Source organism: Stenotrophomonas terrae, from assembly GCF_039674165.1.
GTDB lineage: Bacteria > Pseudomonadota > Gammaproteobacteria > Xanthomonadales > Xanthomonadaceae > Stenotrophomonas > Stenotrophomonas terrae_A.
In genome coordinates this window covers 79,402-102,137 of the sequence record NZ_JBDJMY010000007.1, presented here as the reverse complement: position 1 = coordinate 102,137, position 22,736 = coordinate 79,402, and the positions used below count along the sequence as shown (strand labels likewise).

The 22,736-nt window shown below is 62.0% G+C and carries 21 protein-coding genes and 4 tRNA genes; 10 read left to right on the top strand and 15 right to left on the bottom strand.

What is annotated here, in order from left to right; translation table 11 throughout:
• Window positions 1-13 precede the first annotated feature (13 nt).
• From ABE493_RS05095 to dxs, 3 genes are all read left to right on the top strand, one after another.
• The gene (locus tag ABE493_RS05095; protein ID WP_346497884.1) at window positions 14-1,804 is read left to right on the top strand and encodes an acyl-CoA dehydrogenase C-terminal domain-containing protein; all 1,791 of its coding nucleotides are present in this window, start codon (window positions 14-16) and stop codon (window positions 1,802-1,804) included.
• A 390-nt stretch (window positions 1,805-2,194) separates the two neighbouring features.
• Window positions 2,195-2,860: an HNH endonuclease gene (locus ABE493_RS05090; RefSeq protein WP_346497883.1), complete on the top strand. Its 666-nt coding sequence runs from the start codon at window positions 2,195-2,197 to the stop codon at window positions 2,858-2,860.
• A gap of 166 nt (window positions 2,861-3,026) precedes the next feature.
• A complete protein-coding gene (gene dxs, locus ABE493_RS05085; protein WP_346497882.1) occupies window positions 3,027-4,937 on the top strand; it encodes a 1-deoxy-D-xylulose-5-phosphate synthase in 1,911 nt (636 codons plus the stop codon).
• A gap of 194 nt (window positions 4,938-5,131) precedes the next feature.
• Here dxs and ABE493_RS05080 read toward each other — a convergent pair whose 3' ends face one another.
• Both ABE493_RS05080 and ABE493_RS05075 read right to left on the bottom strand, forming a co-directional pair.
• Window positions 5,132-6,154 (bottom strand): TraB/GumN family protein, encoded by a 1,023-nt coding sequence (locus ABE493_RS05080; protein WP_346497881.1) that lies wholly within the window; start codon window positions 6,152-6,154, stop codon window positions 5,132-5,134.
• 242 nt (window positions 6,155-6,396) lie between these two features.
• Window positions 6,397-6,735, bottom strand: coding sequence for a low molecular weight protein tyrosine phosphatase family protein (locus tag ABE493_RS05075; RefSeq protein ID WP_346497880.1), 339 nt, complete (start codon window positions 6,733-6,735; stop codon window positions 6,397-6,399).
• A gap of 192 nt (window positions 6,736-6,927) precedes the next feature.
• Here ABE493_RS05075 and ABE493_RS05070 point away from each other — a divergent pair, with 192 nt between their 5' ends.
• Together ABE493_RS05070 and ABE493_RS05065 are read left to right on the top strand one after the other, a co-directional pair.
• Complete coding sequence (locus ABE493_RS05070; protein WP_346497879.1) at window positions 6,928-7,224, top strand: hypothetical protein; 297 nt, start codon at window positions 6,928-6,930, stop codon at window positions 7,222-7,224.
• Window positions 7,214-7,744 (top strand): lipocalin family protein, encoded by a 531-nt coding sequence (locus ABE493_RS05065; protein WP_346497878.1) that lies wholly within the window; start codon window positions 7,214-7,216, stop codon window positions 7,742-7,744. The genes ABE493_RS05070 and ABE493_RS05065 overlap by 11 nt, the downstream gene beginning before the upstream one ends.
• 214 nt (window positions 7,745-7,958) lie before the next feature.
• On the opposite strand, the gene ABE493_RS05060 is transcribed toward ABE493_RS05065, so the two are convergent.
• Window positions 7,959-8,228: a putative hemolysin gene (locus ABE493_RS05060; RefSeq protein WP_346497877.1), complete on the bottom strand. Its 270-nt coding sequence runs from the start codon at window positions 8,226-8,228 to the stop codon at window positions 7,959-7,961.
• 308 nt (window positions 8,229-8,536) lie between these two features.
• On the opposite strand from ABE493_RS05060, the gene ABE493_RS05055 reads away from it, so the two are divergent.
• Window positions 8,537-8,845: a hypothetical protein gene (locus ABE493_RS05055; protein WP_346497876.1), complete on the top strand. Its 309-nt coding sequence runs from the start codon at window positions 8,537-8,539 to the stop codon at window positions 8,843-8,845.
• A gap of 656 nt (window positions 8,846-9,501) precedes the next feature.
• Window positions 9,502-9,723 (top strand): hypothetical protein, encoded by a 222-nt coding sequence (locus tag ABE493_RS05050; RefSeq protein ID WP_346497875.1) that lies wholly within the window; start codon window positions 9,502-9,504, stop codon window positions 9,721-9,723.
• Window positions 9,724-9,911: 188 nt separating this feature from the next.
• On the opposite strand, the gene ABE493_RS05045 is transcribed toward ABE493_RS05050, so the two are convergent.
• From ABE493_RS05045 to thrS, 9 genes are all read right to left on the bottom strand, one after another.
• Window positions 9,912-9,988: transfer RNA gene (locus ABE493_RS05045), tRNA-Pro, on the bottom strand.
• A gap of 61 nt (window positions 9,989-10,049) precedes the next feature.
• On the bottom strand, window positions 10,050-10,406 hold the full coding sequence (locus tag ABE493_RS05040; RefSeq protein ID WP_057629341.1) for a MerR family transcriptional regulator: 357 nt from the start codon (window positions 10,404-10,406) through the stop codon (window positions 10,050-10,052).
• The gene (locus ABE493_RS05035; RefSeq protein ID WP_054657702.1) at window positions 10,387-10,686 is read right to left on the bottom strand and encodes an integration host factor subunit alpha; all 300 of its coding nucleotides are present in this window, start codon (window positions 10,684-10,686) and stop codon (window positions 10,387-10,389) included. Before ABE493_RS05035 ends, ABE493_RS05040 begins: the two co-directional genes overlap by 20 nt.
• Window positions 10,687-10,707: 21 nt before the next feature.
• On the bottom strand, window positions 10,708-13,089 hold the full coding sequence (gene pheT, locus ABE493_RS05030; RefSeq protein ID WP_346497874.1) for a phenylalanine--tRNA ligase subunit beta: 2,382 nt from the start codon (window positions 13,087-13,089) through the stop codon (window positions 10,708-10,710).
• Between the two features lie 121 nt (window positions 13,090-13,210).
• Window positions 13,211-14,206 (bottom strand): phenylalanine--tRNA ligase subunit alpha, encoded by a 996-nt coding sequence (gene pheS, locus ABE493_RS05025; protein ID WP_346497873.1) that lies wholly within the window; start codon window positions 14,204-14,206, stop codon window positions 13,211-13,213.
• A gap of 200 nt (window positions 14,207-14,406) precedes the next feature.
• Window positions 14,407-14,766, bottom strand: coding sequence for a 50S ribosomal protein L20 (gene rplT, locus ABE493_RS05020; RefSeq protein ID WP_054657697.1), 360 nt, complete (start codon window positions 14,764-14,766; stop codon window positions 14,407-14,409).
• 10 nt (window positions 14,767-14,776) lie between these two features.
• Window positions 14,777-14,974, bottom strand: a complete 198-nt coding sequence (gene rpmI / locus ABE493_RS05015; RefSeq protein WP_002811096.1) for a 50S ribosomal protein L35 — start codon at window positions 14,972-14,974, stop codon at window positions 14,777-14,779.
• A 286-nt stretch (window positions 14,975-15,260) separates the two neighbouring features.
• Window positions 15,261-15,785: a translation initiation factor IF-3 gene (infC, locus tag ABE493_RS05010; RefSeq protein WP_057629344.1), complete on the bottom strand. Its 525-nt coding sequence runs from the start codon at window positions 15,783-15,785 to the stop codon at window positions 15,261-15,263.
• A gap of 68 nt (window positions 15,786-15,853) precedes the next feature.
• Window positions 15,854-17,758 carry a threonine--tRNA ligase gene (gene thrS / locus ABE493_RS05005; protein WP_346497872.1) on the bottom strand — a complete coding sequence of 635 codons (1,905 nt, stop codon included), beginning with the start codon at window positions 17,756-17,758 and terminating at the stop codon, window positions 15,854-15,856.
• Window positions 17,759-18,459: 701 nt separating this feature from the next.
• Here thrS and ABE493_RS05000 point away from each other — a divergent pair.
• Window positions 18,460-19,302 (top strand): hypothetical protein, encoded by an 843-nt coding sequence (locus tag ABE493_RS05000; RefSeq protein ID WP_346497871.1) that lies wholly within the window; start codon window positions 18,460-18,462, stop codon window positions 19,300-19,302.
• A gap of 197 nt (window positions 19,303-19,499) precedes the next feature.
• On the opposite strand, the gene ABE493_RS04995 is transcribed toward ABE493_RS05000, so the two are convergent.
• From ABE493_RS04995 to uvrB, 3 genes are all read right to left on the bottom strand, one after another.
• Window positions 19,500-19,574: transfer RNA gene (locus tag ABE493_RS04995), tRNA-Val, on the bottom strand.
• A gap of 116 nt (window positions 19,575-19,690) precedes the next feature.
• Window positions 19,691-19,765 (bottom strand) — tRNA-Val (locus tag ABE493_RS04990).
• Window positions 19,766-19,861: 96 nt separating this feature from the next.
• The gene (gene uvrB / locus ABE493_RS04985) at window positions 19,862-21,877 is read right to left on the bottom strand and encodes an excinuclease ABC subunit UvrB (RefSeq protein ID WP_346497909.1); all 2,016 of its coding nucleotides are present in this window, start codon (window positions 21,875-21,877) and stop codon (window positions 19,862-19,864) included.
• Window positions 21,878-21,995: 118 nt separating this feature from the next.
• On the opposite strand from uvrB, the gene ABE493_RS04980 reads away from it, so the two are divergent.
• Complete coding sequence (locus tag ABE493_RS04980) at window positions 21,996-22,577, top strand: GspH/FimT family pseudopilin (protein WP_346497870.1); 582 nt, start codon at window positions 21,996-21,998, stop codon at window positions 22,575-22,577.
• Window positions 22,578-22,638: 61 nt separating this feature from the next.
• Window positions 22,639-22,715: transfer RNA gene (locus ABE493_RS04975), tRNA-Asn, on the top strand.
• Window positions 22,716-22,736: the final 21 nt, after the last annotated feature.

Sequence of the window (22,736 nt, the reverse complement as noted above, 5' to 3'; positions counted from 1 at the left end):
CGAGAACCGTCTGATGAGCAACTACAAAGCCCCCGTTACCGATCTCCGCTTCGCCCTGCACGATGTACTCAAGGCCGAGTCCCTGTTTGCAGCCATGGGTTTCGAAGACGCCAGCGCCGATCTCATCGACGCAGTGCTGGAAGAAGCCGGCCGTTTCAGCGGCAGCGTGCTGGCCCCGCTCAACGCGGTGGGCGACCAGACCGGCTGCAAGCTGGACAAGGCCACCAATGAAGTGACCACCGCACCGGGCTTCAAGGAAGCCTATGCGCAGTTCGTGGAAGGCGGCTGGACCGGCCTGACCGCGTCACCGGATTTCGGCGGCCAGGGCATGCCGGAAACCATGGGCATGGCCTTGAGCGAAATGGTGTCCTCGGCCAACCTGGCCTGGAGCCTGTTCCCGATGCTGTCGCACGGCGCGGTTGAAGCGCTCAAGCACTACGGTGAAGACTGGCAGAAGGAAGCCTTCCTCAAGCCGCTGGTTGCCGGCAACTGGACCGGCACCATGTGCCTGACCGAGCCGCATGCCGGCACCGATCTGGGCCTGCTCAAGACCCGCGCCGAGCCCAATGCCGACGGCAGCTATTCGATCACCGGCACCAAGATCTTCATCACCGCCGGCGAGCACGACCTCAGCGACAACATCGTGCATCTGGTACTGGCCAAACTGCCCGACGCACCGGCCGGCCCGAAGGGCATCTCGCTGTTCGTCACCCCCAAGTACAAGGTTGACCGCGACGGCAAGCAGGGCGAACGCAACGAACTGCATTGCGGTGCGCTGGAACACAAGATGGGCATCCACGGTTCGTCCACCTGCGTGATGAACTTCGACGGTGCCCAGGGCTACCTCGTCGGCCAGCCGCACAAGGGCCTGCAGGCGATGTTCGTGATGATGAACTCCGCCCGCCTCGGCGTTGGCGTGCAGGGCTTGGCCCAGTCCGAGCGCGCCTATCAAGGTGCTTTGGCGTATGCCCGCGAGCGCCTGCAGTCGCGCGCGCCCAAGGGCGCCGTGCAGCCAGACAAGCCGGCCGACCCCATCATCGCCCAGCCCGATGTGCGCCGCATGCTGCTCACCACCAAGGCCTTGACCGAAGGTGGCCGCCTGCTCGCCGCGCATGCCTACACCCAGCTGGACGCCGCCAACCGCAGCGCCGATGCACAGGCACGCGCCGACGCCGACACCCTGGTCAGTTTCCTCACCCCGATCGTCAAGGCCTGCCTGACCGAGTGGAGCATTGAAGCCACCTACAACGGCCAGCAGGTATTCGGCGGCCACGGCTACATCGCCGAGCACGGCATGGAGCAGTACGCACGCGACGCGCGCATCACCACGCTGTACGAAGGCACCACCGGCATCCAGGCGCTGGACCTGATCGGCCGCAAGACCGCAGCCTCGCAAGGCGCCGGCTTGAAGCTGTTCCTGGCCGAGATCGAGCAGTTCATCGCCGCCAACGCCAGCAACCCGGCCGTGGCCGAGTTCCTGCCGGCGCTGGGCGGCAAGGCCAAGGAATGGGGCAAGCTGACCATCGACGTGCTACAGCGCGCCGCTGCCAACCCGGAAGAACTGGGCGCAGCCAGCTGGGATTACCTGTTCTACAGCGGCTATGTCGCCGTCGCCTACTGGTGGGCGCGTTCGGTGGTTGCGGCACAGGCATCCAGCCACCCGGAAGCGTTCAAGCAGGCCAAGCTGGAGACCGCGCGTTTCTATTACGCCCGCATCCTGCCGCGCACCCTGAGCCACGCCGCCGGCATCGCCGCCGGTGCCGACTCGCTGATGGCGATGGAGTCGGTCCGCTTCGGCGATTGATCCGGCAGCAAAAGCAGCGCAAAGCTCCCCTCATCCGCCCCTTCGGGCCCCTTCTCCCAAGAAGGGGCTGCAGTCCCGCAAGCGGGAGAAGGGAGCTATCAAACAAGCCTGCAATCTGAAAGCCCTCCTCCCGCAAGCGGGAGAAGGGAGCCATCAAACAAACCTGCAATCTGAAAGCCCCTCTCCCGCATGCGGGAGAGGGGTTGGGGTGAGGGCAGCTTCTGCTTCGCCCCCTCCCTTGCGCCGAAGGCGGAGGGGAGGGTTGGGGAGGGGTAAGCCTCAGGCGACTGAAACACCATCAGCTTCGCGGCTCACGCCGCTCCCACAAAACCACCGGCCTCGCCCGCCTTTACACAAAGTGTCACGCATCGTGTATAAGCTGTTAACCCGATGGAGACAGACACTACACCGCGTAGTCTGATCGATACCGGAGCCGAACTTTCCGCTCCGACAGCCGGGTTTTCGCCGTCACTTCCCCTGCACCGCCTTGGCTCCGTGCGACTGCTGTCGCTGGATGCGCATGGCCGCGTACTGGACTGGATCAACTGGCAGGACGCTGCCTGCCTGTATGCACGCGATGCCGTCGCCTGGACCATGGGCGACCCCTGCCTGCACGTACACGGCGCAATCTCGCGGCTGACCGGCCTGCGCAGCGGCATGGACCTGCACCCGATCATCGCCTCACGCGGCCATGCCCGTTCGCGCGCGATCGATCCCACGCCCAATCTGACCAACACGGCGCTGTTCGCCCGCGACGCGCAGTTGTGCCTGTACTGCGGCCAGCACTTCAGCCGTCCACAGCTGACCCGCGATCATGTCCTGCCGGTCTCCAAGGGCGGCAAGGACACCTGGGAGAACGTGGTCAGCGCCTGCTTCCACTGCAACTCGCGCAAGAGCAACCGCACCCCGCAACAGGCCAACATGCCGTTGCTGGCGGTGCCATACCGGCCCAGCTGGATCGAACACCTGATCCTGTCCAACCGCAACATCCTGGCCGACCAGATGGCTTTCCTGAAGTCGCAGCTGCCGCGCAAAGCCCTGCTGCGTGGGCTTTGAGCCCAGCCCACAACCGCTGCGTATTCACGCGCAAACGCCATCCAGACTGAACAGGGCCTTCAGCTTGGCGCCAAACCACCTCATCCGGCACTCATCGAAGGTGTGCTTTGCTTGCCCCACCCTCTCCGGACGGGGAAAATACCGGTTCGAGTGAAACGCGAAGACCATGATCGACTCTGCCAGCTACCCGCGCCTGTCGCGCATCAAAACCCCCGATGACCTGCGTATGTTCGACGAGAGCGAACTGGGGGCCATCGCCGGCGAGTTGCGCGCCTACCTGATCGAATCGGTGGGCAAGAGCGGCGGTCACTTCGCTGCCGGCCTGGGCGTGATCGAGCTTACGGTCGCGTTGCACTACCTGTATGACACGCCGGTCGATCAGCTGGTGTGGGACGTGGGCCACCAGACCTACCCGCACAAGATCCTCACTGGCCGCCGCGACAGCATCCACACCGTCAAGCAGAAGGACGGCGTGGCGCCGTTCCCGAAGCGCGAGGAAAGCCAGTTCGATACGTTTGGCGTCGGCCACTCCTCGACCTCGATCTCCGCTGCGCTGGGCATGGCCATCGCGCGCCAGAACCAGGGCGATGACCGCAAGGTGATCGCAGTGATCGGCGATGGTGCGATGACCGCAGGCATGGCGTTTGAAGCGCTGGCCCACGCCGGCGGCATGGACGACGAGCCGAACGTGCTGGTCATCCTCAACGACAACAACATGTCCATCTCCGAAGCCGTCGGTGGACTGACCAAGATGCTGGGCCGCGCGACCGCCAGCCGCACCCTCAACGCCCTGCGCGAGAGCGGCAAGAAGATCCTCGGCGACAAGCGCCACAGCCCCCCTGCCCGCTTCGTGAAGCGCTGGGAAGAACAGTGGAAGGGCATGTTCGTGCCGTCCACCGCCTTCGAGCAGATGGGCTTCCATTACACCGGCCCGATCGACGGCCATGATCTGCCGCTGCTGGTTTCCACCCTCAAGCACCTGAAAGATGCCAAGGGCCCGCACCTGCTGCACATCATGACCACCAAGGGCAAAGGCTACGAGCCGGCCGAGGACGACCAGATCGGCTACCACGCCGTCGGCCCGTTCGACCCCAGCAAAGGCTTGCCGGAAAAGGGCGCACCCAAGAAGCCGACCTATACCGACATCTTCGGCGACTGGCTCTGTGATGCCGCCGCAGCCGATCCGCAGCTGCTGGCGATCACCCCCGCCATGCGCGAAGGCTCAGGCCTGGTGCGTTTCAGCAAGGAATACCCGGAGCGTTACTTCGACGTCGCCATCGCCGAACAGCATGCGGTGACGCTGGCTGCCGGTATGGCCACGCAGGGCGCCAAGCCCGTGGTCGCCATCTATTCCACCTTCCTGCAGCGCGCCTACGACCAGCTGGTGCATGACGTTGCCACCCAGGATCTGGACGTGCTGTTTGCCATCGACCGCGCCGGCGTTGTCGGCCCGGACGGCGCCACCCACGCCGGCAACCTCGATCTGAGCTACCTGCGCTGCGTGCCGAACATGGTGGTCATGGCTCCCGGCGATGAAGCCGAGTGCCGGCAGATGCTCAGCACCGGCCTGCAGTACAAGGGCCCGGCCGCAGTGCGCTACCCGCGCGGTACCGGCCCCGGCGCTGCCGTAGGGACCGACCTGTCCACGCTGGAGATCGGCAAGGCGCAGCTGCGCGTACAAGGTAGCCGCATCGCCATCCTCGCCTTCGGCGCGGCCCTGCCGGCAGCCGAACAGGTTGGCCGCGAACTGGGCCTGAGCGTGGTCAACATGCGTTTCATCAAGCCGCTGGACAAGGCGATGCTGCTGGAACTGGCACGCACGCATGACGGCTTCGTCACCGTTGAAGACAACGTGGTCGCGGGCGGCGCCGGTTCGGGCGTCTCCGAACTGCTCAACGCCGAAGCGGTGGTGATGCCGATGCTGCACCTCGGCCTGCCAGACAGCTACCAGCACCATGCCAGCCGCGAAGACCTGCTGGCAGAGGCCGGTATCGATGCAGCCGGCATCCGCGCGGCGATCCTCAAGCGTTGGCCGAAGCTGCAGGACAGCGCAGCGCCATTGAGCGCAGCGAGCTGAGCAGGCGAAAGCTCTTCACTCATCACCTTGAGTCACCCCTGATCCGATGCCACACCTGTGGCATCGGATTTTTCTTTGTGGGAGCGGCGTAAGCCGCGAAGCAAAAACACTATCTGGTAATAGAAAAACCGATTGCTCGAGCTATCTCAGCTTCGCGGCTTACGCCGCTCCCACAGCAGCGCAGGCCCTGCCGCCTACGGCGACTCAACCTCGTAACCACGCGCCTGCAGCTGCGCCAGATAGCCATCGGCTTCCAGCAGTCGATCCACCGGCAGCATCGCAAACGTTTCTTCATTGCGCTGCAACGCGGCTTCCGCAATCGACAGCCAATGCTGCCGCACGCGCGCCCTCAGATCACCGTAGCCACGGTTGCGCACAAAGCCGGATTCGGTCACCGCCTGCATGCAGGCGCTGCCGGCATCTTCATACGGTGAGCGCCGCAATGCCTCGATATCACCCACCGCCCACGCATTTGCCCGCTCCACCAAGGTTGGCAGATCGTACTCGACCAAAGCCACGGTCCGCTCAAGACACGCCGCATCGTCCATGCCGCCTTCACGGAATTCGCGGACGGCCGCCTTGGGATCGTCAATCATTATTTTCAACGTCGTGCGGGTCGGGGTGATACCTGCCGCCTTTGCCGCCGCATCCACCACCGGCCAGACAACCGGCTTCTGGCCCAGTCCTATCGATTTGGTCGCCGCCGACTGCAACTCAACGGCCGCAAACATCGGACGCTTGCGTTCAATGCCACCGTCGCGCGGTAGATAGCGTTGTTTGACAGCAAGCCAGCGCGCATAAACTGCAGGTGCAAGCACATCGCTCAACTCTGCGCCGTCCTCGTTGCGCATGACTTTCCAAACCGATGGCAGCAATGCCACCTTGCCGAAGAACCCAAGGTCCGCATCGAACATCACGCCCGGCGGCAGCAACACCTGGCCCGAGCGCGCGATCACCGAACTGACCTCATCGGCCCGCCATTCGATCTGGTTGGGCAACGGCGACACCGTGCCCAGGATCCACAGCACATGCCCGTCCTTGCTCACCCGCCACAAACCCGGCCCGGGCTGTGCACCGTGGACGACGACGGCCTCAAGATCGCGGATTGGCGCCGCCTCCGCATCGGCACCGGCTTCAACCAAGGCTTGGGCCGGTACCCCTCCAGCAAGCAGACACGCCAGCAGACACCAACCACGCAAGCTGTGCACGACCGACATGATGTCTTCCTTGAGGCGACCTGGCTGGCGACATTAGCCATTTCCCTGCGTCCATGCGTTAGAACATCGTTCTGCCAGAAAAAGTACGCCAGACCATCGCCGGCCCAAACAACAAACCACTGTAGTGCCGAGCCATGCTCGGCAGAAGCATTTCCCAAGCAATTCATGCCGAGCATGGCTCGGTACTACACCGTGCTCGAAGAGCGATGCTTCAAACCTAGGAAAAAGCGTAGCGCGGCCAGCTAGCGCCCGCACTCCGAGGCCAAGCATGCAGTTACGCGCACATCAAGCAGCACCACCAACGCAGATTCCATGAAGCGGTAGTCGTCAGGAATATCCAGGCAGTGAACAGGCTTGTACTCAAGCAGGCGTGCGAACGTCGCCCGCAGGCGGTCACGATGCTTGGCTTCCATTACCAAGACGACATCAGCCCAGCGGATATCCGCCGGGCTGATGGTTCTGCGCGCATGTGGACTGGTGCCTGCGGAGCGGGCTTCAAACCCGGTTCGTTTGCTCCACATCACTTCGGCAGTCGGGCTGCGTAGCTGATTGCGACTGCAAACGAACAACAGGCGTGTCATGGCTCATCCAAAAGCAATTGCCGCACAGTCCGCACCGGATACTCAAAGCCCAACTGTCTGGCCCGCGTACATTTCGCACTACGGGTGTACAACAGCTTCCAGTTTTTTTCGGGTTTGAACTTCAGTGGTTGCGCAATGCGGTCGCCCGCGTGATTACGCGACTGGAAGCGTCTCCAGCCACGGGTTCTATCCATGTCCATGATCATCTCTCGTAAGTACCGGGTTCAGCAGCCGCGGCAGTACGAGTTGCGCGCATGGTACTGCATGATTGCCGCGCTGACAAAACCCGACCTTGTCGATCAAAATCGTCGGCAGCCGCCACTATCCATCTCACTCAAACCTGCCTCCATCGCACGGGCAACTGGCATCGGGCGGCTGTTGCCTCGCATGGGGCTCCCCTCCCCTGACTGCTCATCCGTCACGCGCCGCCAGCAGCAGTTGGCGCATCCTGCCTTGCGACCAATGACATGGACTCGAAATGATCAATAAAACCATCGCCCTTGCGGCACTCCTAATTGCGGCATCATCCGCCCACGGCGCCGAAGTGAAGTCCGTCGACAACATCGACCTGCAACGCTATGCCGGCACCTGGTATGAGCAGGCGAACTTCCCGATGTACTTCCAGCGCAACTGCGCGCGCAATACAACGGCCAACTATCGCCTGCTTCCCGAGGGCAGGATCGAGGTCATCAACCGCTGCGAAAAAACCGACGGCGACACGTTGCAGGCAGAAGGCATCGCCAAGCCTTCAGGCAATGGCCCGGCCGAACTCAAGGTGCGCTTTGCGCCCTCATTCCTGTCGTTCCTGCCTTTCGTATGGGCCGACTACTGGGTCATCGCACTTGATCCAGGCTACCGATGGGCGGTTGTGGGCACGCCCAACAAGGAATATCTGTGGATCTTGAGCCGGGACAAAAAGATTTCCGAGGGTCTGCTTAAAGAACTCAGCAAAAAAGCAGAACTGCAGGGTTTCGATGTGTCGAAACTGCGCGTGACCGAGCAGAGCTAGAGCCCTCCCTGTTTCGATCATCAGGTGCAGCAGCTGACTGACGACGCGTACCCGAAGTTGGTTCTCGACATCAACAGTCGACTGAGTGGGACCGCTGAAGCCGCTTTCTGCAACGCAATGAACCACGCGCCTGGATTGGTCGTGGTCCATCTACACGGAAAACGATAGGCCCAGACGCCAGCTGGTTCATCCAGCCCAGGCGACCCATCGGGTTCTAGTTGGAGCTGGCCGCATTATCACGACGGAACAGTTCCCACTCGTCGATCTGCGTGCCGTCAGCAAGATGGCAGATGCCGTATTCACCGCCCTCGCTGTTCTTTTTGATCTCAAGCTTGCCGCCCTTCTTCACACAGTGCTCGGAGGCGGGATTGGCAATGCCAACGCGTCGTGGGCCGGCCTCGGTCTTCGCGTCATTCTTCGGAGCACAGGCTGCCAGCACAACAACCAAGGGCAGGACCGCAATACAATGAGCAAGGAATTTCATGGGTGGACTCCAGGGCCATGGCCCGTCACTGTTTTCAGGCGCAGACTAGCCAAGGATTGTAGTGCCCTCGCGGCACACGACCAAGGCATCAGATCGAGTGCATTGGAAGCATTGCGGGGAAGTGTTGCACACGCAGGCCCCAATCACCGGGAGGCGGCCATGGGTGTTTCGCTCCCAAATTGCCACTCACCAACAGCCTGCATGCGGCAGCAACACAGCCAGCGGCAGCTCCACCACCACGACATCACTGGATTTTGCGCGCCGATCTGCCAGCCAGCAAGGTTCGCGCTTCGAATCAGGAGAGAGATATGCCACAAGACGAGCTGCTTCACGACATGATGACCACCCTGGATAGGCTCATCGCCGTCTTCGCTTCCGCCACTCCGGATGAGAAAGCCTGGCGAGACGCGATCACCGAGATGCGCGCTATCCGCGCCTCACTGCCTGCATCTGCGGTGTTGGAGAGATTCGTCGGTAAACGCATTAGGCAGTCTCTCGACATTCGCGGCTTGAGCCTCACCAATGGCCCCGCCACACGAGCGCTGCTCGGCCCCAGCATCGCCACCAACCTGACGCTTGCCAGGCAAGTCCTGGAAGGCTACCTGGGCAAGCCCTGAGGATAGGAATGGGCTGTGGCTGTTTTTGCGTCGGTGATGCTGAGAATGCGCCAGCCCAATACCCGTCTGTAGGAGCGGCGTAAGCCGCGAAGCTGGCAGTAATGAAACGTCGGTCATCCCTGCAATCTGGCCGGCTACGTGCCTCGCGGATTACGCCGCTTCCACAAAACCTGATGGACTATCGGGAATGCCTCTGCCGAGCATGGCTCGGCACTACGATTGCTCACGCTCCAAGCGTTGTAGGCGCGGCGTAAGCCGCGAAGCTGGCAGTAATGAAACGTCGGTCATCCCTGCAATCTGGCCGGCTACGAGCTTCGCGGCTCACGCCGCTCCCACAAAACCTGATGGACTGTCGGGAAGGCCTCTGCCGAGCATGGCTCGGCACTACGACTGCTCACGCTCCAAGCGTTGTAGGAGCGGCGTAAGCCGCGAAGCTGGCAGTAATGAAACGTCGGTCATCCCTGCAATCTGACTCACTACGAGCTTCGCGGCTTACGCTGCTCCTACGAGAGCCTTGCTCTTCACCCAACTTGGGGAAGGCCGCTCGGCGGCATGCGTCCAGCGAACACGCGCGCATTCCATGCAAGCCCGGCAAGGGCCAACCTCCTTTGCGGTAGGCTGTTGTTTCCAAACAAACAGCCCGCATGGAGGGCAATATGGACACTCAACTGCTGGAAGACATTCGGGCGTTGCTGATCAGCAAGCGCGCACGGGAAATCCGGATCAATCTGCAGCGCGCCGAATCCGACGCGGATATCGAAGAAATCGACATCGAAGGTGAGCTGGTAAGCGTCCTGACGCTCGAAGCCGCCATGCGCGCCGCAGTGAAGGAGTTCAAGCGCAACAAGCAGCTCATCAACGCCATCCTGGAAGAATGACGGCACTGTCTTGGGCGCCAGTTGCAGGTTCTGGCGCTCATTGGCGGCTGTAATGCAGCGAGGGACCATGAGGCCTTATGCATGCTCTGTTCACCGCCATTGCAACGCCGCGATAGCGCACACGTGCTGACCACAACGAAAAAGGGCCTGCGCAATGAAGCGCAAGCCCTTGTTCGTGTTGCAGTAGTTGGTCGGGACGGCCGGATTTGAACCGACGACCCTCTGCCCCCCAGGCAGATGCGCTACCAGGCTGCGCTACGCCCCGATCGTTACTGCTTTCGCCTTGCGGCGAGCCGGTGATTATACCGGCTTTCACACAAAAAAACTCAGCGTCGGAGCAGTTGCAGTACTTCTTCCAGCTCCATGCGCACCTGCTTGATGATCTGGTTGCTCAGCGCCGACTCTTCGCGGGCGCCCTCGCCTTCCAGTCGCAGGCGGGCGCCACCAATGGTGTAGCCCTGTTCGTACAGCAGGCCGCGGATCTGCCGGACCATCAGCACATCGTGGCGCTGATAGTAGCGGCGGTTGCCACGGCGCTTGGCCGGCTCAAGGCTGGGGAACTCGGTTTCCCAGTAGCGCAGCACGTGCGGCTTTACATCGCACAGCTCGCTGACTTCACCAATGGTGAAGTAGCGCTTGGCCGGAATCGGCGGAAGTTCGCGGTTACTGCCCGGATCCAGCATATGCCTCCACCCGCTCCTTGAGCTTCTGGCCCGGACGGAAGGTGACTACCGTACGGGCGGAAATCGGAATTTCCTCGCCGGTCTTTGGGTTGCGACCCGGGCGCTGGTTCTTGCGCCGCAGATCGAAATTGCCGAAGCCCGACAGCTTCACTTGACGTCCCTGCTCCAATGCATCGCGCAACACATCGAAAAACGCGTCGACAAACTCCTTGGCCTCGCGCTTGTTCAGACCAACTTCGTCGAACAAACGATCTGCCATCTCCGCCTTGGTCAATGCCATGCCTGCTCCCTGTATCCCGCCTCAGCCACGGATCTTTGCGCCGTGCCCGTGATCAATCGCCGCCACCACATCGGTGACTACGGCTTCCACGTCACGGTCCGTCAATGTGCGCGACTTGTCCTGCAAAATCAAGCCCATAGCCAAACTCTTGAAGCCTGGCTCGACACCCTGGCCGATATAACGGTCGAACAGTGCGACTTCGCGCAGCAGCTCGCCAGCTGCACCCCGGATGGTGGCCGACAGTTCGGCCCAGCTGACCGATTCAGCTACCACCACCGCCAGGTCACGGCGTACCACCGGGAAACGCGACAGTTCGCTGGAGCGCGGCAGTGCGCGCGCGGCCAGCGGCGCCAGGTCCAGCTCGAAGCCGTAGACCTCCACGTCCACCTCCATGGCCTTGGCCAGGCGCGGATGCAGCTGGCCGATCCAGCCGATGCACTGGCCGTCGCGCCAGATATCGGCCGAACGTGCCGGGTGCGCATACGGGCGCTGCGAGGCGCGGAATTCCAGCACGGCGCCGGAAGCGGCAGCCAGCGACTCCAGGTCGCCCTTCAGGTCATGGAAATCGACCTTGCGCGCCTTCTCGCCCCACTGCAGGGCGGCGGCATCGCCGCACACAGCCGCAGCGATACGCACGGTTTCCTTGGGCACGGGCTTGCCCTCGCCGGCCTGCGCTTCAAACACGCGACCGATCTCGAACAGGCGCACGCGGCCAGCCTGGCGGGCCACGTTGCGGCCCAATGTGGCGACCAGCCCCGGCAGCAGCAGCGGGCGCATCACCGCCAGCTCGGCCGACAGCGGATTGGCCAGCGCGACCAGGCCTTCATTCTGCTGCCACTGCTTCAGCAGTTCGGCATCGACGAAGGCGAAATTGATGGTTTCCAGCATTTCGCGGGCCACCAGCTGGCGGCGCACGCTGAGGTCATCCAGACGGGTTTCGCTGGGCATGGCGATGCGTGCAGCGCCGCCCGGCAAGGTGGTCGGGATCGACTCGTAGCCGTGGATACGGGCCAGTTCTTCGATCAGGTCTTCTTCGATGGCGATGTCGAAGCGACGGCTCGGGCCGGTCACGTTCCAGCCATCGGCGACAGCCTCGACCTGCATGCCAAGCGCACGCAGGATGCGCTCGACTTCGGCGTCTTCAATCTGGATGCCGAGCACGCGCACGATACGGGCGCGGCGCAGCTGGATCTTCGCGGCGACCGGCAGATCGGCTTCGCGCACGGCTTCGGTAACCGGCGCCGGCGTGCCGCCGGCCAGGTCCAGCACCAACTGGGTGGCGTATTCGATGGCGATACGCGGCAGCTGCGGGTCGACACCGCGCTCGAAGCGGTGGCCGGCGTCGGTGTGCAGGCCGAGCTTGCGGCCACGGCCCATGATCGCGGCCGGGGCGAAGTGCGCCGCCTCCAGGAACACATTGCGGGTGGCATCGGTGACGCGGGTGTCGAACCCACCCATCAGGCCGGCAAGGCCAACCGGACGGTCGGCATCGGTGACCACCAGGAAGCTGTCGTCCAGCGCGGCATCGCGGCCGTCGAGCAGCTTGAGGGTTTCACCGGCGCGCGAGCGGCGCACGGCAATCTGCCCCTTCAGCGCATCCAGGTCGTAGGCGTGCATCGGCTGGCCAAGTTCCAGCATCACGTACTGGGTGATGTCGACCAGTAGCGACACCGGACGCACGCCACTGCGGCGCAGGCGCTCGGCCATCCACAGCGGGGTGCTTGCGGCGGCATTGACACCTTCGATCACGCGGCCCAGGTAACGCGGCGCTTCTGCACCGGCGTCGAGCTGGATGGCGAGCTCGCGCGTCGCCTGCGCCGGCACGGCTTCGGCGGCGAACGGTTTCACTTCGCTGCGGGTGGCGGCTGCCACGTCGAAAGCGATGCCACGCACGCTGAAGCAATCAGCGCGGTTCGGGGTCAGCTTGATCTCGATGCTGGCGTCCGGCAGGCCGAGGTATTCGACCAGCGTGGTACCGACCGGTGCGTTGTCCGGCAGTTCCAGCAGGCCGGAGGCGTCGTTGTCCAGGCCAAGCTCCTTGGCCGAGCACAGCATGCCGTTGGATTCCACGCCGCGCAGCTTGGCCGGCTTGATCTTCAGCTCGCCGATCTGTGCGCCGATCATGGCCAGCGGTGCAACCAGGCCCGGACGCGCGTTCGGCGCGCCGCACACGATCTGCAGCAGCTCAGCCTGACCGGCGTCGACGCTGCAGATCTGCAGACGGTCGGCTTCCGGATGGCGGGTCGCTTCAACGATGCGCGCCACCACCACGTTGTCCAGGCCTGCGCCCAGTGCGGTGACTTCTTCGACTTCCAGGCCGATCGCGGTCAGCACAGCGCTGAGTTCGTCGCGCGATGCGCTGGTCGGTACGTGGCTGCGCAGCCAGCTTTCAGAGAATTTCATGTCTTTACCTTGATGGGAGGCGCGCCTCCCGTTGCGGTTTTTTGTTGATACCCGGCGCTTTGCGCCTGGGGTTGGTCAACGTTTAAAAGCTGCCGAGCATGGCCCGGCACTACAGTTGCGGTTAGGCGAACTGCTTGAGGAAGCGGACGTCGTTTTCGAAGAAGGCACGCAGGTCGTTGACGCCGTAGCGCAGCATCGCGAAACGCTCCACACCCAGGCCGAAGGCGAAGCCGGTGTAGCGCTCCGGGTCGATACCAACCGACTTCAGCACGTTCGGGTGGACCATGCCGCAGCCCAGCACTTCCAGCCAGCGGGTGCTGCCATCGGGCTGCTGCCAGGCGATGTCCACTTCCGCACCCGGCTCCACGAACGGGAAGTAGCTCGGGCGGAAACGCATTTCAAAATCGCGCTCGAAGAAGGCGCGCACGAACTCGGACAAGGTGCCCTTGAGGTCGGCGAAGTTGGAGTGTTCGTCCACCAGCAGGCCTTCAACCTGATGGAACATCGGCGAGTGGGTCTGGTCACTGTCACTGCGGTACACCTTGCCGGCGGCGATCATGCGCAGCGGCGGCTTGTGGTCGCCCATGTAGCGCACCTGCACACCGGAGGTATGCGTGCGCAGCAGGCGGCCGTCGCCGAAGTAGAAGGTGTCGTGCATGGCACGCGCCGGGTGATGCGGCGGGAAATTCAGTGCTTCGAAATTGTGCCAGTCGTCTTCGATTTCCGGGCCTTCGGACAGCTCGTAACCGAGGCGACCGAAGATTTCGGTGATGCGCTCCAGGGTGCGCGTGACCGGATGCAGGCCACCGCGTTCGCCATGGCGGCCCGGCAGGGTGACATCGATGTTTTCAGCAGCCAGACGCGCGTCCAGCGCAGCGTTTTCCAGCAGCGCCTTGCGCTCACCCAGGGCCGAGGACACCGCATCGCGCGCGATATTGATCGCCTCGCCTGCTGCCTTGCGCTCGTCGGCCGGCAAGCCACCGAGCTGCTTGAGCTGGGCGGTGATGCTGCCACTCTTGCCCAACAGGGAAACACGCAGGCTTTCCAGTACGTCAGGGCTCTGCGCCGCGGCCACATCGGCCAGCGCCTGCGCGGTCAAGGATTGGATGTCACTCATGGGATCGACGAAACCTCTGGCCGGCATGCCTACGCGGTATGCGCCGGGCCGACCCCCGTCGCCACCAGTGCCTGATCGCCGCGCAACCATCGGCAGCGGCAACCAACACAAAAAAGAATGGGGAAGGACTTGCGCCCTTCCCCATGCATTGTCTCACCACAGCCGTTGCGCGTGAACGCTACAACCGCTGCAGGAAGAACTTATGCCGCCAGTGCGCCCTTGGCCTTTTCTGCCAGAGCGGCAAAACCGGCTGCGTCGTGCACGGCGATATCAGCCAGAACCTTACGGTCAAGGGTGATACCGGCCTTCAGCAGGCCGTTCATGAAACGGCTGTAGCTCAGGCCGTTGATGCGGGCAGCCGCATTGATGCGGGTGATCCACAGCGAACGGAAATTGCGCTTCTTCTGCTTACGGCCAATGTAGGCGTACTGCTGTGCCTTGATGACTGCCTGCTTGGCAACGCGGAAGACCTTGCGACGGGCGTTGTAATAGCCCTTTGCGAGATCCAATACTTTCTTGTGGCGGCGGCGCGCCTGCACACCACGCTTTACTCGTGCCATGGTTCAGTCCTCAGAGGTAGGGAAGCATACGGTCCAGACGGCCTGCGTCTTCTGCGCGGACGTGATTCGTCTGACGCAGGTTACGCTTCCGCTTGGTCGCTTTCTTCGTGAGGATGTGGCTACGGTTGGCGTGACCGCACTTGTACTTGCCGGAGGCGGTCTTGCGGAAACGCTTGGCCGCCGCCCGGTTGGTCTTGATCTTGGGCATTGCTATGTCCTTGATGGTCTCTTTTCACTGACTGGGCGGTGGTTTTACCCACACTTTCCGTCCCTGCCCTTGTCTGTTTAAAGCCCACACTCCCACTGGAGGCAGGCAGGTCCTGGGTGAAGCAAACAACAAACCCGGCGAACCGGGCCGCCCATTATGCCTTGCGCGTCAGTCGCTTGCAAACAGCAAGTGGGCTGGCGCTCAAATCAGCTGAACAGGCATGCAAACAGGGAGGTAGCCAAGGCCCCTCCCCGCTCAGCAAAGCAGCGGCCCGCAGGCCGGCGGCTTATTTCTTCTTCGGCGCGATCATCATGACCATCTGCCGGCCTTCCAGGCGCGGACGGGACTCGATCACGATGTCCTCACCCAGATCGGCTTCGATCCGGTTGGCCATTTCGCGACCCAGTTCCTGATGGCTCATTTCGCGGCCACGGAAGCGGATGTTGACCTTGATCTTGTCGCCCTCTTCGAGGAAACCGCGCATCTTGCGCAGCTTGATCTGGTAGTCGCCCTCATCCGTAACCGGACGGAACTTCACTTCCTTGATCTCGACCTGCTTGGTCTTCTTCTTGGCCTCGTTGGCCTTCTTCTGCGCTTCGAACTTGAACTTGCCGAAGTCCATGATCTTGCACACCGGCGGATCAGCCTGCGGCTGAATCTCGACCAGGTCCAGACCTTCGTCTTCGGCCATCGACAGCGCCTCGTCGCGCGTGAGCACGCCGATCATTTCACCATCACTACCGATCACGCGCACGCGCGGAACGCGGATTTCCTGGTTACGACGGTTCTGTTTGTTGTCAGGGATACTGATATTGCAATCTCCAAGTGGATTAGTACCGGCCCTGCGGAGTGTCCGCCGGGGCCGGGGCCCTACTTACTTCAGTGTTTCAATTCTGCCTGCAGCCGCTCGACGAAGGCCTGAACCGACATCGAGCCAAGGTCTTCACCGGCTCGCGTGCGTACCGCCACCGCCCCGTTCTCCTTCTCGCGGTCACCCACGACCAGCAGATACGGCACCCGCTGCAGCGTATGCTCGCGAATCTTATAGCCGATCTTTTCGTTGCGCAAATCGGCGTCAACCCGGAAGCCTTGATTTGCAAGGCTTTTGCGAACTTCGTTGACGTAATCGGCCTGGGCGTCAGTGATATTGGCCACCATCACCTGCACCGGCGCCAGCCAGGTCGGGAACGAGCCGGCGTGCTGCTCGATCAAAATGCCCAGAAAACGCTCCATCGAGCCCACGATTGCCCGGTGCAGCATCACCGGATGGCGCTTCTGGCTGTTCTCATCGACGTATTCAGCTCCGAGGCGGCCCGGCATCATGAAGTCGACCTGCATGGTGCCCAGCTGCCAGGTACGGCCGATGGCGTCCTTCAGGTGGTACTCGATCTTCGGGCCATAGAACGCGCCTTCGCCCGGCAGCTCCTGCCACTCGACGCCGCAGCTGGACAATGCGGTGCGCAGTGCGCCTTCAGCCTTGTCCCAGGTTTCGTCGTCGCCCAGACGCGATTCCGGACGCAGCGCGATCTTGATCTGGATCTCTTCGAAGCCGAATGCCTTGTACACCGCCAGCGCCTGCTGGTGGAACGCCGTCACTTCGGCTTCGACTTGGCTTTCGGTGCAGAAGATGTGGCCATCGTCCTGGGTGAAACCGCGCACACGCAGGATGCCGTGCAGCGCACCGGACGGTTCGTTGCGGTGGCAGGCACCGAACTCGCCGTAACGGATCGGCAGGTCGCGGTAGCTGTGCAGGCCCTGGTTGAACAACTGCACGTGACCCGGGCAGTTCATCGGCTTCAGCGCATAGGTGCGCTTCTCCGATTCGGTGAAGAACATGTTGTCCTGGTAGTTATCCCAGTGACCGGACTTCTTCCACAGACTCACGTCCAGGATCTGCGGGCAGCGCACTTCGCCGTAACCACTTTCGCGGTAGACATTGCGCATGTACTGCTCGACAACCTGCCAGATCGACCAGCCCTTCGGATGCCAGAACACCAGGCCCGGCGCTTCTTCCTGCAGGTGGAACAGATCCTGCTGCTTGCCGATGCGGCGGTGGTCGCGCATTTCAGCTTCTTCGATGCGCTTGATATAGGCCTCAAGCTGCTTCTTGTCGGCCCATGCGGTGCCGTAGATGCGCTGCAGCTGCTCGTTCTTGGCATCGCCGCGCCAATACGCACCAGAGATGCGCGTCAGCTTGAAGGACTTCAGAAAGCGCGTGTTCGGCACGTGCGGACCACGGCACATGTCCACGTATTCCTGGTGGTAGTACATACCCATCGCGGTGATGTCGTCGGACATGTCCTCGATCAGGCGCAGCTTGTACTCCTCGCCACGCGCCTTGAAGATTTCAATCACTTCCGCACGCGGCGTGACCTTCTTGACGACGTCATAGTCCTGCGCGATCAGCTCGCCCATGCGCTTCTCGATCGCCGCCAGGTCTTCCGGCGTGAACGGGCGCTCGTTGTAGATGTCGTAGTAGAAACCTTCGGCGATGACCGGGCCGATCACCATCTTGGCCTCCGGGTACAGCTGCTTCACCGCGTGGCCAACCAGGTGGGCGCAGGAGTGGCGGATGATCTCCACACCCTCCTCGTCCTTGGCGGTGATGATGCGCAGCGAAGCGTCGTGGTCGATCACGTCGCTGGCATCGACCTGCACGCCATCAACGGCGCCGGCAATGGTGGCCTTGGCCAGACCCGCACCGATGGACTGGGCAACGTCCATGACGCTGACCGGGTTTTCGAACTGACGGACGCTGCCGTCTGGGAGAGTGATGTTGATCATGGGGTCACCAAAGGTCACGGCCCGCCGGGCGGGCTGGAAACAACGCCAACAGGCGCGGTTTCAAGGGAGTTCATGGGAATCAGGGCAATAAAAAAGCGCCACGACGGCGCCTGGCATCAGGGCGGTGGCGGGGTTCAGCAATGGGCGATGGTAGTGCTCATGTCACACGCTCGGCCGACGCTTTGCGCGGGCCACCTTGGCTGCCGAAGAGGTTACTGGGACGATATTAAACCAATCACGACAAAACTGCCTGAAATCGCCGCAAGCATGCAACCGCGGCCTATCGATAAATGCCAATCACATGACGAACAGCCACAACGCTGATCGCCAAACGACTTCCGACACTTCGCCTCACCTGCCCTTTCAACGAGCAGCCCGTCGTCACGTTATTGTAATTGATACTCATTAGCATCAATAAACCAGGACGACTTATTGCAAGGAACGCCCCGCAATGCGGCCCATCTCCCACAATCCGACCCGAAGCTTACTGGCACTAACCCTCGTCACACTCGGCGCCTTGGGCGCAACCACGACAACGCGCGGCAACCTGGCAATCACCGCAGCTGGCTCAGCAACAATCTGCGCGCTGGCAGCCGTATTTGTTTCCCGGACCTCCAAGCCACGAGCCGTCATCTGGATGACTACCCTGACAAGCCTCTGCCTTGTCCGACTGATATGGATCATCTAACGGGAAAATCGCCATGCATCACAAACTGTTCGCGACAGGGCTCCTCACACTAGGCTTCCTGCAAAGCGCCGATGCCCAAGAATGGCCCGCAGCACAATGTGAAAGCTGCTCCTCTCAACAAATGCAAGCCGCCGCGAGATCCGAAATCGACTTTGGCGCTGTCGCAGTCTTCAGCCTTTCCACCGCCGACCTCAAGACTTACGTAATTACCGGCAACCTCGAACTCCACGAATCAACACCACCAGCAGCCCTGGACGACTACTTCGCCGATCTGATCGCGGTATATCAAGCCAATGGCAACTCATTACGAGTACACGTAGACATAGCCGATCTGGCGATCATCCAGGCCAGCAGTTCCGCGCGCAGCGCTACGCCTGCAGCCCAAGCAGAATTTCCCGAAAGCGCCTGGGAAGCAATCAACAACTCAGCAAAAATGAACAACCTGCTGGACGACATGGACTACCGGTGGCCGGCCCTGATCGCCGGCGGTAACAGCGTGCTGCGGGTACTCAACCCGTACACATGGCTGAAATCAGATGGCGCCCAGGTGACGGTCGAACTGGGCTTCGGCGACGGAAGCTCGATGGAAATCTTCTACAACGTCAAGACCAAACGCTGGGAAGAGGACTCAAACAGCGCCAAGGACGCGCACAACAACTCCATCCCGAGGAGCAACGATGATTTCGCAAAGGGTGGATACCGTGAATACGAGTTCAATGGCCCACCCGCAACCGATCTACAGAACTTCTTGATCGAGGCGCAAAGAAGGGGCATTCCGATCACCGGTCCAATCGGCCCCAGCTTCCGTATTGGCTGCGCTTCCGCCAATGGCATCACTACTTGTCAGGCCCGCTGACTCAACGACCGGCCAGCCAAGCCATGAGGCGCCCCAACCGGAACGCCCTTACCGATGATGCTCCAGCACTTCCCTTCACAACGGGAGTTCACGATGAGCCTCCGCGACAGCAACACATGACAAATCAATGGGCACAAAAAAAGCCGGCACATGTGCCGGCTTTTGTACTTTTCACCTCGATCCGCAGGAAACCGAAGTGGTGGGCGGTACAGGGTTCGAACCTGTGACCCCTACCATGTCAAGGTAGTGCTCTACCGCTGAGCTAACCGCCCGTTTTGAAACTATCCACGCTGCGAGGGCCAAACCCACCCACACCGCAACGCGCAACATCACCTGGAAACACAAAACCCGGCCTGCGCCGGGCTTTGGTGGCCACTTCCCGAGGAAGTGGTGGGCGGTACAGGGTTCGAACCTGTGACCCCTACCATGTCAAGGTAGTGCTCTACCGCTGAGCTAACCGCCCTTCTCAGCAACAAATCTTCGCTGCGAGGGCGCGTATCTTAACCCCGCTCTTCACGAAGAACAACCGTTTTCTGGAAAAACTTCACACCGGCCGACTTCAGCCCAGATTCGCCTCCTTCAGGCGATGGATCTGGTCACGCACGCGCGCGGCGTCCTCGAATTCCAGGTCACGCGCATGCTGGTACATCCGCTGCTCCAGCTCCTTGAGGCGCGCAGCCAGCTTGGCCGGCTCCAGCGGCAGGTAATCGCTCTCGGGCTCAGCCACGCGCCGCCCCTTGCCCTTGGCGCTGGACTTGGGCGAGCTCTCCTCATGCGCACCTTCGAGGATGTCGACGATGGGCCGCACCACTGACTGCGGCACGATGCCGTGCGCCTCGTTGTATTCAACCTGCTTCTGCCGGCGACGGTCGGTTTCGTCGATGGCCGCCTGCATCGAACGGGTCATCTTGTCGGCATACAGGATGGCTTTGCCGCGCACGTTACGAGCAGCGCGGCCGATGGTCTGGATCAGCGAACCGGTGGAGCGCAGGAAGCCCTCCTTGTCCGCATCCAGGATTGCCACCAGCGACACCTCCGGCATATCCAGACCTTCGCGCAGCAGATTGATGCCGACCAGCACATCGAACTTGCCCAGGCGTAGATCGCGGATGATTTCCACGCGCTCCACCGTGTCGATGTCCGAGTGCAGATAGCGCACGCGGATGCCGTGCTCACTAAGGTATTCGGTGAGGTTTTCGGCCATGCGCTTGGTCAGCGTGGTGACCAGCACCCGGTCGCCCATCTTGATGCGCTCATTGGCCTGCGACATCAGGTCATCAACCTGGGTGCCGACCGGGCGGATCTCCACCTGCGGATCGATCAGGCCGGTCGGGCGGACCACCAGCTCGGTGATGTCATTGCCCGACTCGCGCAGTTCATACGGGCCGGGCGTGGCCGACACATAGATGGCACGCGGTGAGCGCGCTTCCCACTCTTCGAAACGCAGCGGGCGGTTATCCAGCGCGGATGGCAGACGGAAGCCGAATTCGACCAGCGTTTCCTTGCGCGAACGGTCACCCTTGTACATGGCGCCGATCTGCGGAATGGTCACGTGCGACTCATCGATGACCAGCAGCGCATCCGGCGGCAGGTAGTCGAACAGAGTCGGCGGCGGCTCGCCCGGCGCCTTGCCAGTGAGATGCCGCGAGTAGTTTTCGATGCCGTTGCAGTAGCCGACCTCGGCCATCATTTCCAGATCGAACTGGGTGCGCTGCGCCAGGCGCTGCGCTTCGACCAGCTTGTTCTGCGCGTACAGCTGCTCCAGCCGCTCCTTCAACTCGGCCTTGATGGTCTCCACCGCCGCCAGCACCCGCTCGCGCGTGGTGGCGTAATGGGTCTTCGGGTAAATGGTGTAGCGCTGCATCTTGCGCAGGCTTTCACCGGTGAGCGGGTCGAACATGCTGAGCTGTTCGATATCGCCATCGAACAACTCGATGCGCAGCGCCTCGCTGTCCAGCTCGGCCGGGAACACATCGATCACCTCGCCGCGCACGCGGAAGGTACCGCGCTGCAACTCGTACTCGTTGCGGGTGTACTGCAGCTGGGTCAGGTGCTTGATCAGGTCACGCTGATCGATGCGCTCGCCCTTGGACAGGATCAGCCGCAGCGACAGATAGTCTTCCGGCGCGCCCAGGCCGTAGATCGCCGACACCGTCGCCACCACGATGGCATCCGGCCGCGACAGCAGGGTCTTGGTCGCCGCCAGCCGCATCTGCTCGATGTGCTCGTTGATCGAACTGTCCTTCTCGATGAAGGTATCCGAGGACGGCACATAAGCTTCGGGCTGGTAGTAATCGTAGTAGCTGACGAAGTACTCCACCGCGTTGTTCGGGAAGAACGCCTTGAACTCGCCGTACAGCTGCGCGGCCAGGGTCTTGTTCGGCGCCATCACCAGCGTCGGCCGCTGCACCTGCTGCACCACATTGGCGATGGTGTAGGTCTTGCCGGAGCCGGTAACGCCCAGCAGGGTCTGCTTGGCGATGCCCGCTTCAAAGTTGGCCACCAGCTTTTCGATGGCAGCCGGCTGGTCGCCGGAGGGCGAATACGGCGATACGAGCTGGAAGCTGTCTGACATATCGATGGCGCCTATACGGACAGCCAAGTATAGCCCCGCCGTCACGGAGCCCTGATCACGCACTAGCCTGACCTCTCAGAGCAGCCCATGCCGAAGGCGAAGCAAGCACTGCCACAGGATGATCATCCTGCGCCATCCGCGCAGCCACAGGCCGAACATGAACCAGCCCAGGACAGCCACCCCTCATGCCATGCGCGGCCTTACGCTGCTGGAAGCCACCATGGTGATGGCAATCGGACTGATTCTTGGCGCCATTGCCCTGCCCTACATGCGAAAACTGAGCGAAAGACAAGGCGCCATCAGCTCCGCGAACCTGTTGATTACCCATATCGCTTTCGCGCGCAACCACGCCGTGACCCAGCGCCGCATTGCCATACTCTGCCCATCCTCGGACGGCAACAGCTGCCGCGCGGACAACAACTGGAGCTTTGGCTGGCTGGTAATGGATTCGGCGCTAAACCCAACAACCACAACCTCAACGCGAATCCTGATGACGGCGCAACTATCTGCCAACACCCGGGTTCACATTTACAGCAACAAAGGCCGGACGCGCTTGCGCTATCTTCCCGATGGCCGCAGCAGCGGCGCGAACACAAGCTTTCGAATCTGCACATCGGGCGTCATGCTGAGCAAAATCGTGGTCAGCAATGGCGGACGCGTCCGTAGCGAAGCCGCTCCAGTGCGTACAAGCTGCCACTGACAGCGCACTCGAACGGAAGGTGTTGCGAACCGCCGCTCATCTACCTATAATGCGCCTCCCCGCCCGAATAGCTCAGCCGGTTAGAGCACTTGACTGTTAATCAGGGGGTCGTTGGTTCGAGTCCAACTTCGGGCGCCAAAAAAAAACCTGCCATCGGCA

Excerpts from the sequence above, each read along its gene's own strand:
- ABE493_RS05095 (WP_346497884.1), top strand. The coding sequence starts at position 14 with ATGAGCAACTACAAAGCCCCCGTTACCGATCTCCGCTTCGCCCTGCAC.
- ABE493_RS05090 (WP_346497883.1), top strand. The coding sequence starts at position 2,195 with ATGGAGACAGACACTACACCGCGTAGTCTGATCGATACCGGAGCCGAA.
- dxs (WP_346497882.1), top strand. The coding sequence starts at position 3,027 with ATGATCGACTCTGCCAGCTACCCGCGCCTGTCGCGCATCAAAACCCCC.
- ABE493_RS05080 (WP_346497881.1), bottom strand. The coding sequence starts at position 6,154 with ATGTCGGTCGTGCACAGCTTGCGTGGTTGGTGTCTGCTGGCGTGTCTG.
- ABE493_RS05075 (WP_346497880.1), bottom strand. The coding sequence starts at position 6,735 with ATGACACGCCTGTTGTTCGTTTGCAGTCGCAATCAGCTACGCAGCCCG.
- ABE493_RS05070 (WP_346497879.1), top strand. The coding sequence starts at position 6,928 with ATGTCCATGATCATCTCTCGTAAGTACCGGGTTCAGCAGCCGCGGCAG.
- ABE493_RS05065 (WP_346497878.1), top strand. The coding sequence starts at position 7,214 with ATGATCAATAAAACCATCGCCCTTGCGGCACTCCTAATTGCGGCATCA.
- ABE493_RS05060 (WP_346497877.1), bottom strand. The coding sequence starts at position 8,228 with ATGAAATTCCTTGCTCATTGTATTGCGGTCCTGCCCTTGGTTGTTGTG.
- ABE493_RS05055 (WP_346497876.1), top strand. The coding sequence starts at position 8,537 with ATGCCACAAGACGAGCTGCTTCACGACATGATGACCACCCTGGATAGG.
- ABE493_RS05050 (WP_346497875.1), top strand. The coding sequence starts at position 9,502 with ATGGACACTCAACTGCTGGAAGACATTCGGGCGTTGCTGATCAGCAAG.
- ABE493_RS05040 (WP_057629341.1), bottom strand. The coding sequence starts at position 10,406 with ATGCTGGATCCGGGCAGTAACCGCGAACTTCCGCCGATTCCGGCCAAG.
- ABE493_RS05035 (WP_054657702.1), bottom strand. The coding sequence starts at position 10,686 with ATGGCATTGACCAAGGCGGAGATGGCAGATCGTTTGTTCGACGAAGTT.
- pheT (WP_346497874.1), bottom strand. The coding sequence starts at position 13,089 with ATGAAATTCTCTGAAAGCTGGCTGCGCAGCCACGTACCGACCAGCGCA.
- pheS (WP_346497873.1), bottom strand. The coding sequence starts at position 14,206 with ATGAGTGACATCCAATCCTTGACCGCGCAGGCGCTGGCCGATGTGGCC.
- rplT (WP_054657697.1), bottom strand. The coding sequence starts at position 14,766 with ATGGCACGAGTAAAGCGTGGTGTGCAGGCGCGCCGCCGCCACAAGAAA.
- rpmI (WP_002811096.1), bottom strand. The coding sequence starts at position 14,974 with ATGCCCAAGATCAAGACCAACCGGGCGGCGGCCAAGCGTTTCCGCAAG.
- thrS (WP_346497872.1), bottom strand. The coding sequence starts at position 17,758 with ATGATCAACATCACTCTCCCAGACGGCAGCGTCCGTCAGTTCGAAAAC.
- ABE493_RS05000 (WP_346497871.1), top strand. The coding sequence starts at position 18,460 with ATGCATCACAAACTGTTCGCGACAGGGCTCCTCACACTAGGCTTCCTG.
- uvrB (WP_346497909.1), bottom strand. The coding sequence starts at position 21,877 with ATGTCAGACAGCTTCCAGCTCGTATCGCCGTATTCGCCCTCCGGCGAC.
- ABE493_RS04980 (WP_346497870.1), top strand. The coding sequence starts at position 21,996 with ATGATCATCCTGCGCCATCCGCGCAGCCACAGGCCGAACATGAACCAG.